This window comes from Kineococcus glutinatus (assembly GCF_039542765.1).
GTDB classification, from domain to species: domain Bacteria; phylum Actinomycetota; class Actinomycetes; order Actinomycetales; family Kineococcaceae; genus Kineococcus_A; species Kineococcus_A glutinatus.
In genome coordinates this window covers 1-9498 of sequence record NZ_BAABIL010000288.1, presented here as the reverse complement: position 1 = coordinate 9498, position 9498 = coordinate 1, and the positions used below count along the sequence as shown (strand labels likewise).

Sequence of the window (9498 nt, the reverse complement as noted above, 5' to 3'; positions counted from 1 at the left end):
GCCATCGCGGAGCCGGCACGGGGACTCGAACCCCGAACCGCCCGATTACAAGTCGGGTGCTGACCACCACCGCCGTGCTGGCCGCGGTCGTGGCGGTGGCGCCTGTCGTGGCGGTGCTGCTGGCCCGCGGCGGTGAGGAGGAGGCGGCATCGGGTGCGCCCGTGCCGGCGACCGCCACGGGCGCCGCGGGCGGCTACGTGCTGCCCGGGTCCCCGGCGGAGGGCGAGGCGCCCCGGCTGGACGTCTGGCTGGACTACCAGTGCCCCGTCTGCAAGCGGTTCGAGACCTCCTCCGGGGAGGCCCTCGTCGAGCTGGCCGGCAGCGGCAGCGCCCGCGTCGTCGTGCACACCCTCAGCTTCCTCGACACCGGCCTGGGCAACGACTCCTCCAGCCGCGCCGCGCAGGGCGCCGCCGCGGCCGCCGACCAGGGCCGCTTCGCGGAGTACACGCGCCAGGTGTACGCCCGCCAGCCGGAGCAGGAGGGCGACGGCTACACCGACGACGTCCTGCAGGAGGCCGCGGAGGCCGCCGGGGTGGGCGACGTCACCCGCTGGCGCGAGGCGCTGGACGCGGGCACCTACGCCGGCTTCGTGGAGGACGTGCAGGAGGCCATGCCCGATGAGGTCGAGGGCACCCCGACGGTGCAGCTCACCGCCGGCGGCAGCACCCGCGCCCTCGACACCACGACCCTGCTCGGCAGCGACGGCCCCGCCTACCTGCGCGAGCAGGTCGACGCGGCGAGCGCCTCGTGAGCGCGCTCGCCGCGGTCCTGCCCAGCCCCACCCAGGGCGTGTGGTACCTCGGGCCGCTGCCGGTGCGCGCCTACGCCCTGTGCATCATCGCGGGCATCGTCGTGGGCGTGGCGATCGCCGAGCGCCGCTGGCGCGCCAGGGGAGGGCGCCCGGGCCTCGTCGCCGACGTGGCGGTGTGGGCGGTGCCCTTCGGCATCGTGGGCGCCCGCATCTACCACGTCATCACCTCACCCGAGGCGTACTTCGGGGAGGGCGGGGACCCGGTGCGGGCCCTGTACGTGTGGCAGGGCGGCCTGGGTGTCTGGGGCGCGGTGGCGCTGGGCGCCGTGGGCGCCTGGATCGGCGCCCGCCGCGCCGGGTACCGGCTGGCCCCCCTCGCCTCGGCGATGGCGCCGGGGCTGCTGGTGGCGCAGGCGATCGGCCGCCTGGGCAACTGGTTCAACAACGAGCTCTACGGCCGCAGCACGGACCTGCCGTGGGCGCTGCGCATCCACGCGTGGGACGACGGCGCCGGCCGCGCCGTCCTGGGCGCCGACGGCGAGCCCGTCGTGCTCGGCACCTTCCACCCCACCTTCCTCTACGAGCTGCTGTGGTGCCTGGCGGCGGCCGCGGTGCTCGTGCGGGCCGAGCGGCGCTGGCACCTCGTCCAGGGCCAGACCTTCGCCCTGTACGTCGTGCTCTACACCGCGGGCCGCGTGTGGATCGAGGCGCTGCGCATCGACGAGGCCAACCGGGTGCTGGGCGTGCGCGTCAACGTCTGGGTGAGCGCTATCGTGCTCCTCGTCGCGCTGACCGCGCTCGTGCTGTCCCGTCGCCGCAACCCGGGCGGGCAGGAGGTCCTGGAACGCGACGCCCCGACCGCGACAGGCGCGGGGGCACCACCCGGCGTCGCGGGCACCCCGCACGCGCCGGCTGAAGCGGACGGCACCCCCCCTGCGGGTGGGGTCCCCCGTCACGACGTCGACTGAGACGTCCGCTCCGTTACAGTTGGGGAAACGCGGGCCAGCGCCGTCCTGCACCGGGTGTCCGTCGGGTCCACTTGACGGACACTCACCCTGAACCACTTCCTGTCCACCGAGGTCGCGAGACCTCTTCCGAGGACGGTGCACCCGGCATGGCTCCCACCGCACGGCCTTTCTCGACGCAGCCCGGTCCCCAGGGCCTGTACGACCCCCGCTCCGAGCACGACGCGTGCGGGGTCGCCTTCGTGGCGACCATGCGCGGCGAGGCGGGGCACGACATCGTCGAGCACGCGCTGACGGCCCTGCGCAACCTCGACCACCGCGGCGCGGTGGGCGCGGAGGAGAACACCGGCGACGGCGCCGGCATCCTCACGCAGGTGCCCGACGCGTTCCTGCGGGAGGTCGTGCGCGAGGCCGGCGTCGAGCTGCCGCCGGCGGGCGGCTACGCCGTGGGCACCGCCTTCCTGCCCGCGGGGGAGGCCGAGCGCGCCGAGGCGGTCGCCGGCATCGAGGCCCTCGCCGCGGAGGAGGGCTGCACGGTCCTCACCTGGCGCGACGTCCCGGTGTCGCCGGACCTCGTCGGCAGCCAGGCGCGCGCCTGCATGCCGTTCTTCCGCCAGCTGTTCCTGGCCGGGCCGGCGGGCGAGGAGGGCGTCGTGCTGGACCGGCGCGCCTACGCGGTGCGCAAGCGCGCCGAGCGGGACCTGGGCGTGTACTTCCCCTCGCTGTCCAGCCGCACCCTGGTCTACAAGGGCATGCTCACCACCGGGCAGCTGGAGCCGTTCTACCCGGACCTGTCCGACCGCCGCTTCGCGACGGAGCTGGCGCTGGTGCACTCGCGCTTCTCCACCAACACCTTCCCCTCGTGGCCGCTGGCGCACCCCTTCCGGCTCATCGCCCACAACGGCGAGATCAACACCGTCAAGGGCAACCGCAACTGGATGGCGGCCCGCGAGAGCCAGCTGGAGACCGACCTCGTCCCCGGCGGCGTGCAGCGGCTCACCCCGATCTGCGCGACCCAGGGCTCGGACTCCGCCTCGTTCGACGAGGTGCTGGAGCTGCTGCACCTGTCGGGGCGCTCCCTGCCGCACGCGGTGCTCATGATGATCCCCGAGGCGTGGGAGAACCACACCGAGATGGACCCGGCCCGCCGGGCCTTCTACGAGTTCCACTCGATGTTCATGGAGCCCTGGGACGGGCCCGCCAGCGTCACCTTCACCGACGGCACCCTCATCGGCGCGGTCCTGGACCGCAACGGCCTGCGCCCCTCCCGCTACTGGGTGACCGACGAGGGCCTCGTGGTGCTCGCCAGCGAGGTGGGCGTCCTCGACCTCGACCCGGCCTCGGTCGTCACCCGCGGGCGCCTGCAGCCGGGCCGGATGTTCCTCGTCGACACCGCCGCCGGGCGCATCGTCGACGACGAGGAGATCAAGTCCGAGCTCGCCGCGCAGCACCCGTACGCGCAGTGGCTGGCCGACAACGTCGTGCGGATGCAGGACCTGCCCCCGCGCGAGCACGTGGTGCACACCCACGCCTCGGTGGTCCGCCGGCAGCAGACGTTCGGCTACACCGAGGAGGAGCTGCGCCTGCTGCTGGCGCCGATGGCCCGCAGCGGTGGCGAGGCGATCGGCTCGATGGGCTCGGACACGCCCATCGCGGTGCTGTCGCGGCGCCCGCGGCTGCTGTTCGACTACTTCACCCAGCTGTTCGCGCAGGTGACCAACCCGCCGCTGGACGCCATCCGCGAGGAGCTCGTCACCTCGCTGGTCACCACCACCGGTCCGCAGCAGAACCCGCTGTCGGCCACCCCGCAGCACGCCCGCCAGCTGGTGCTGCCGTTCCCGGTCATCGACAACGACGAGCTCGCCAAGGTCGTCCACATCGACCGGGACCGGAAGAACCCCGGCCGCACCACCCGCATCGTCAAGTCCCTCTACCGGGTGGCCGGTGGCGGCGCGGAGCTGGCCCGGCGCATCGAGGAGATCCGCGCGGAGGTCAGCTCCGCCGTGGCGGACGGGGCGGTCTTCGTCGTGCTCTCCGACCGGGACTCCACCGCGGAGCTGGCGCCGATCCCGTCGCTGCTCATCACCTCCGCGGTGCACCACCACCTGGTGCGCCAGAAGAACCGCACCCGGGTGGGCCTGGTCGTGGAGGCCGGTGACGTCCGCGAGGTGCACCACGTCGCGCTGCTCATCGGCTACGGCGCCGCGGCGGTCAACCCGTACCTGGCGATGGAGACGGTCGAGGACCTCGTCCGCGACGGCGTCATCACCGACGTGGACGCCGAGACGGCCGTGAAGAACCTCATCAAGGCCCTCGGCAAGGGCGTGCTGAAGGTCATGAGCAAGATGGGCATCTCCACGGTGGCCTCCTACCGCGGTGCCCAGGTGTTCGAGGCCCTGGGCCTGTCGCAGACCCTCGTCGACGAGTACTTCACCGCCACGACCTCCCGCCTGGGCGGCGTCGGCCTCGACGTCCTCGCCGAGGAGGTCGCCCGCCGCCACCGCGTCGCCTACCCGGTGGAGGGCCAGCACCAGGCCCACCGCCGGCTGGAGACGGGCGGGGAGTACCAGTGGCGCCGCGACGGCGAGCCGCACCTGTTCGACCCCGAGACCGTCTTCCGGCTGCAGCACGCCACCCGCTCGCGCAGCTACGACATCTTCAAGCAGTACACCCGCCGCGTCGACGAGCAGGCCGAGCGCCTCATGACGCTGCGCGGTCTGCTGCAGCTGCGCAAGGGGGTGCGCGAGCCCGTCGCCATCGACGAGGTCGAGCCCGTCAGCGCGATCGTCAAGCGGTTCTCCACGGGCGCGATGAGCTACGGCTCCATCAGCAAGGAGGCGCACGAGGTCCTCGCGATCGCGATGAACCGCCTCGGCGCGCGGTCCAACACGGGCGAGGGCGGTGAGGACGTCGAGCGCCTCCTCGACCCCGAGCGCAACAGCGCGATCAAGCAGATCGCCTCCGGGCGCTTCGGGGTGACCTCCAGCTACCTGGCGCACGCCACCGACCTGCAGATCAAGATGGCGCAGGGGGCCAAGCCGGGCGAGGGCGGCCAGCTGCCCGGGCACAAGGTGTACCCGAACATCGCCCGGACCCGGCACTCCACGCCGGGCGTCGGGCTGATCTCGCCGCCGCCGCACCACGACATCTACTCCATCGAGGACCTCGCCCAGCTCATCCACGACCTGAAGAACGCCAACCGCCACGCGCGGGTGCACGTGAAGCTGGTCTCCGAGGTGGGCGTGGGCACCGTCGCGGCCGGCGTGAGCAAGGCCAAGGCGGACGTGGTGCTCGTCTCCGGCCACGACGGCGGCACGGGCGCGGCGCCGCTGACCAGCCTCAAGCACGCCGGCGGCCCGTGGGAGCTCGGCCTGGCCGAGACGCAGCAGACGCTGCTGCTCAACGGTCTGCGCGACCGCATCAACGTGCAGGTGGACGGCCAGCTCAAGACGGGGCGCGACGTCGTCGTGGCCGCGCTGCTGGGCGCGGAGGAGTACGGCTTCGCCACCGCCCCGCTGGTGGTCGAGGGCTGCATCATGATGCGCGTGTGCCACCTGGACACCTGTCCGGTCGGCATCGCGACCCAGAACCCGGAGCTGCGCGCGCGCTTCGCCGGGCAGGCCGACCACGTCGTGGCGTTCTTCGAGTTCCTCGCGCAGGAGGTGCGCGAGTACCTCGCGGCCCTGGGCTTCCGCTCCCTCGACGAGGCGATCGGGCACGTGGAGGTGCTGGACTCCCGCCGCGCGGTGGACCACTGGAAGGCCGCCGGCCTGGACCTCGCGCCGGTCCTGGCCCGCCCGGAGCTTCCGGAGGGCACGGCGCTGCGCTGCACGGCGCAGCAGGACCACGGCCTGGAGAAGGCCCTGGACCACGTCCTCATCGAGCGCAGCCACGACGCGCTGGAGCACGGCACCCCCGTGAAGATCGAGCTGCCGGTGCGCAACGTGAACCGCACGGTCGGGGCGATGCTCGGCTACGAGGTCACCAGGCGCCACGGCGAGGACGGCCTGCCCGACGGCACGATCGACATCACCCTCACCGGTTCGGGCGGGCAGTCCCTGGGCGCCTTCCTGCCGCCGGGGGTGACGATCCGCCTGCTCGGCGACACCAACGACTACGTCGGCAAGGGCCTGTCCGGCGGGCGGGTCGTCGTGCGCCCGGACCGCTCCTGCGGCGACCGCGCCCGCAACATCATCGCGGGCAACGTCATCGGCTACGGCGCCACCCGCGGGGAGCTCTTCCTGCGCGGTGAGGTCGGCGAGCGGTTCTGCGTGCGCAACTCCGGGGCCACTGCGGTGGTGGAGGGCGTGGGCGACCACGCGCTGGAGTACATGACCGGCGGCGAGGTCGTCATCCTCGGCCGCACCGGCCGCAACGTGGCCGCGGGCATGTCCGGCGGGCTGGCGCACGTCCTGGACCTCAAGGAGCACCGCGTCAACCAGCAGATGGTGGACCTGCAGCCCCTCGACGACGCCGCGGCCGCGCGGGTGCACGACCTGCTCGTGGCCCACAAGGAGCACACCGGCTCGGTCGTCGCCGCCAAGCTGCTGGCCGACTGGGGTGCCGCGCGCCAGCGCTTCACCACGGTCGTGCCGCGCGACTACCGCCGCGTCCTCGAGGTGCGCGCCGCGGCCGCCGCCGACGGCCTGGCGCCCGACGACGACGCGGTCCTCACCCGCATCATGGAGGCTTCGCATGGTTGACAACCGGGGGTTCCTGAAGGTCCGCGAGCGCCAGACCCCGCCGCGGCGCCCGGTGCCGCTGCGCCTGATGGACTGGCGCGAGGTGTACGAGCGGCAGGACTCGGCGACGCTGCGCCGGCAGGCGGGTCGCTGCATGGACTGCGGCATCCCGTTCTGCCACAACGCGTGCCCGCTGGGGAACCTCATCCCCGAGTGGAACGACCTCGTGCTGCGCGGGGACATGCAGGAGGCCTCCGAGCGGCTGCACGCGACGAACAACTTCCCCGAGTTCACCGGGAAGCTGTGCCCGGCGCCGTGCGAGTCGGCGTGCGTGCTCGGCATCAACCAGCCGGCCGTCACGATCAAGCAGGTGGAGGAGGCCATCGCCGAGAGCGCGGTGGACCACGGCTGGCTGGAGCCGCGCCCGCCGGAGCGCCTCACCGGCAGGACGGTGGCGGTCGTGGGGTCCGGGCCGGCCGGCCTGGCCGCCGCCCAGCAGCTCACCCGGGCCGGGCACACCGTCGCGGTGTTCGAGCGCGCCGACAAGATCGGCGGGCTGATGCGCTACGGCATCCCCGAGTTCAAGATGGAGCGCGCCGTCCTGGACCGCCGCCTGGCGCAGATGGAGGCGGAGGGCACCCGCTTCCGCCCGGGCGTGGAGATCGGCGTGGACATCACCGGTGAGGCGCTGCGCGAGCGCTACGACGCCGTCGTGGTGGCCGTCGGTGCCACGCAGTGGCGCGACGTGGACTTCCCCGGCCGCGAGCTGGCCGGGATCCACCAGGCGATGGAGTACCTGCCCCCCACCAACCGCATCGCGGTGGGGGAGCAGGACGTGCCCGGCCTCATCGACGCCGCGGGCCTGGACGTCGTCATCATCGGCGGCGGCGACACCGGTTCGGACTGCTACGGCACGGCGCTGCGGCAGGGCGCGCGCTCGGTGACGCAGCTGGACATCTACCCGCGTGCCGCGGACGAGCGCGCCGGCAACGAGCCGTGGCCGACGATGCCGAAGGTGTTCTCGGTGTCCTCCTCCCACGAGGAGGGCGGCGACCGGGTGTTCTCCGCGAGCACCACCCGGTTCGTGGGGGAGGACGGCCGCGTCAGCGGCGTCGAGGTGGTGGAGGTCCGCAAGGTCGAGGGGCGCTGGACGCCGGTGGAGGGCACCGAGCGGGTGCTGCCGGCGCAGCTGGTCCTGCTGGCCATCGGCTTCACCGGCCCCGAGGCGGGCCCGGCGCTGCAGCAGCTCGGGCTGGAGACCAACGAGCGCAGCCACCTCGTGCGCGACTCCCGCTACGCCACCGGGGTGCCGGGGGTGTTCGTCGCAGGCGACGCCGGGCGCGGGCAGTCGCTCATCGTGTGGGCCATCGCCGAGGGGCGCGCCTGCGCCGCGGCGGTCGACGAGCACCTCATGGGCTCCACGCAGCTGCCGTTCCCGCTCGACGCGCACGCCAGGCCGCTGACGGTCTGAGCCGCCCCCGCCGCGGGGGCGGCGGTGCGCCGGGGCACCGGAGGGGACCTGCCCCTCCGGTGCCCCGGCGCACCCGCACGCCGGGCCGCCGCGGCGTCCCGTCCGGCGCCCGCCCCCCGCTGCGGGACGTGGACCCCATAGGCTCGTGGCCATGCGCAGAGCGAAGATCGTCTGCACGCTCGGGCCGGCGGTCGCCGGTCAGGAGCGTCTCCAGGCGCTGATCACCGCGGGGATGAACGTCGCGCGGATGAACCTCAGTCACGGCTCCCACGCGGAGCACTCGACGAACTACGCCGACGTGCGCGCCGCCAGCCGCGCCGCGGGCCGGCCCGTCGCCGTGCTCGCCGACCTGCAGGGTCCCAAGATCCGCCTCGGGAAGTTCGAGGACGGCCCGCACGCCCTCGCCGTGGGCGACCGCTTCACGATCACCACCGAGGAGGTGCCCGGCACGAGGGAGCTGTGCTCCACGACCTACAAGGGCCTGCCGGGCGACGTCGCCGCCGGCGACCGCATCCTCATCGACGACGGCCGCGTGGGCCTGCGCGTGCTGGAGGTGGACGGCCCGCGGGTCGTCACCGAGTGCGAGGTCCCCGGTCCGGTCTCCAACAACAAGGGCATCAACCTGCCCGGTGTGGCCGTCAGCGTCCCGGCCCTGTCGGAGAAGGACAAGGAGGACCTGCGCTTCGCGCTGGGCCTGGGCGTGGACCTCGTGGCCCTGTCCTTCGTGCGCAACGCCGCCGACGCCGCCGACGTCCGCAAAATCATGGACGAGGTGGGCGTCACGGTCCCGGTCATCGCCAAGGTGGAGAAGCCGCAGGCGGTGGAGAACCTCCGCGAGGTGGTCGCGGCCTTCGACGGCATCATGGTGGCGCGCGGCGACCTCGGCGTGGAGCTGCCGCTGGAGGAGGTCCCGCTGGTGCAGAAGCGGGCCATCGAGCTGTGCCGGCGCCAGGCCAAGCCCGTCATCGTCGCCACCCAGATGCTCGAGTCGATGATCACCGCGCCGCGGCCGACGCGCGCGGAGGCCTCCGACTGCGCCAACGCCGTGCTCGACGGCGCGGACGCGCTGATGCTCTCCGGCGAGACGAGCGTGGGCTCGTTCCCCCTGGAGGCCGTGCGGACGATGTCGCGGATCATCGAGAACACCGAGACGCACGGCGCCGACCGCATCGCCCCCCTCGGCAGCACCCCGCACACCAAGGGCGGGGCCGTGACGGCGGCGGCGATGAGCATCGGCGAGGTGCTCGAGGCGAAGTTCCTCGTCACCTTCACCACGACGGGCGACTCCGCCCGGCGCGTGTCGCGGCTGCGCCCGCGCATCCCCCTGCTGGCGTTCACGCCGCACGAGCCGGTGCAGCGGCGGCTGCAGCTGAGCTGGGGCATCGAGACCTTCCTCGGTCCGATGGTCAAGCACACCGACGACATGGTCCGGCAGGTGGAGACCCTGCTGCTGGAGTACGGCCGCTGCGCCGAGGGCGACCTCGTCGTCATCGTCGCCGGCTCCCCGCCCGGCATCGCCGGCTCCACCAACGCCGTGCGGGTGCACCGCATCGGTGACGCGGTCAACGCCGCGGCCCCCGGTTACGCCGACTGAGCCGCGCTCGCGCCGCCGCGGGTGGCGCCGGCCG

At 73.7% G+C, this 9498-nt stretch carries 5 protein-coding genes and 1 tRNA gene; 5 read left to right on the top strand and 1 reads right to left on the bottom strand.

Features of this window, described 5'->3' with window-relative positions:
* Positions 1 to 10 precede the first annotated feature (10 nt).
* Positions 11 to 82, bottom strand: a tRNA-Thr gene (locus ABEB16_RS11430).
* Here ABEB16_RS11430 and ABEB16_RS22815 point away from each other — a divergent pair.
* From ABEB16_RS22815 to pyk, 5 genes are all read left to right on the top strand, one after another.
* Positions 57 to 752: a DsbA family protein gene (locus ABEB16_RS22815; protein ID WP_425560167.1), complete on the top strand. Its 696-nt coding sequence runs from the start codon at positions 57 to 59 to the stop codon at positions 750 to 752. The two genes, ABEB16_RS11430 and ABEB16_RS22815, sit on opposite strands and share 26 nt — an antisense overlap.
* A complete protein-coding gene (gene lgt / locus ABEB16_RS11425; RefSeq protein WP_345712377.1) occupies positions 749 to 1720 on the top strand; it encodes a prolipoprotein diacylglyceryl transferase in 972 nt (323 codons plus the stop codon). Before ABEB16_RS22815 ends, lgt begins: the two co-directional genes overlap by 4 nt.
* 146 nt (positions 1721 to 1866) lie before the next feature.
* A complete protein-coding gene (gene gltB, locus ABEB16_RS11420; RefSeq protein ID WP_345712376.1) occupies positions 1867 to 6420 on the top strand; it encodes a glutamate synthase large subunit in 4554 nt (1517 codons plus the stop codon).
* Positions 6413 to 7870: a glutamate synthase subunit beta gene (locus tag ABEB16_RS11415; RefSeq protein WP_345712375.1), complete on the top strand. Its 1458-nt coding sequence runs from the start codon at positions 6413 to 6415 to the stop codon at positions 7868 to 7870. The genes gltB and ABEB16_RS11415 overlap by 8 nt, the downstream gene beginning before the upstream one ends.
* Positions 7871 to 8021: 151 nt before the next feature.
* Entirely contained in the window at positions 8022 to 9464 is a 1443-nt protein-coding gene (pyk, locus tag ABEB16_RS11410; protein WP_345712374.1) for a pyruvate kinase, read from the top strand.
* The last annotated feature ends 34 nt before the right edge of the window (positions 9465 to 9498 follow it).

Bases quoted from the DNA above. Each gene is read 5' to 3' on its own strand.
- ABEB16_RS11415 (WP_345712375.1), top strand. From the start codon at position 6,413: ATGGTTGACAACCGGGGGTTCCTGAAGGTCCGCGAGCGCCAGACCCCG.
- gltB (WP_345712376.1), top strand. From the start codon at position 1,867: ATGGCTCCCACCGCACGGCCTTTCTCGACGCAGCCCGGTCCCCAGGGC.
- pyk (WP_345712374.1), top strand. From the start codon at position 8,022: ATGCGCAGAGCGAAGATCGTCTGCACGCTCGGGCCGGCGGTCGCCGGT.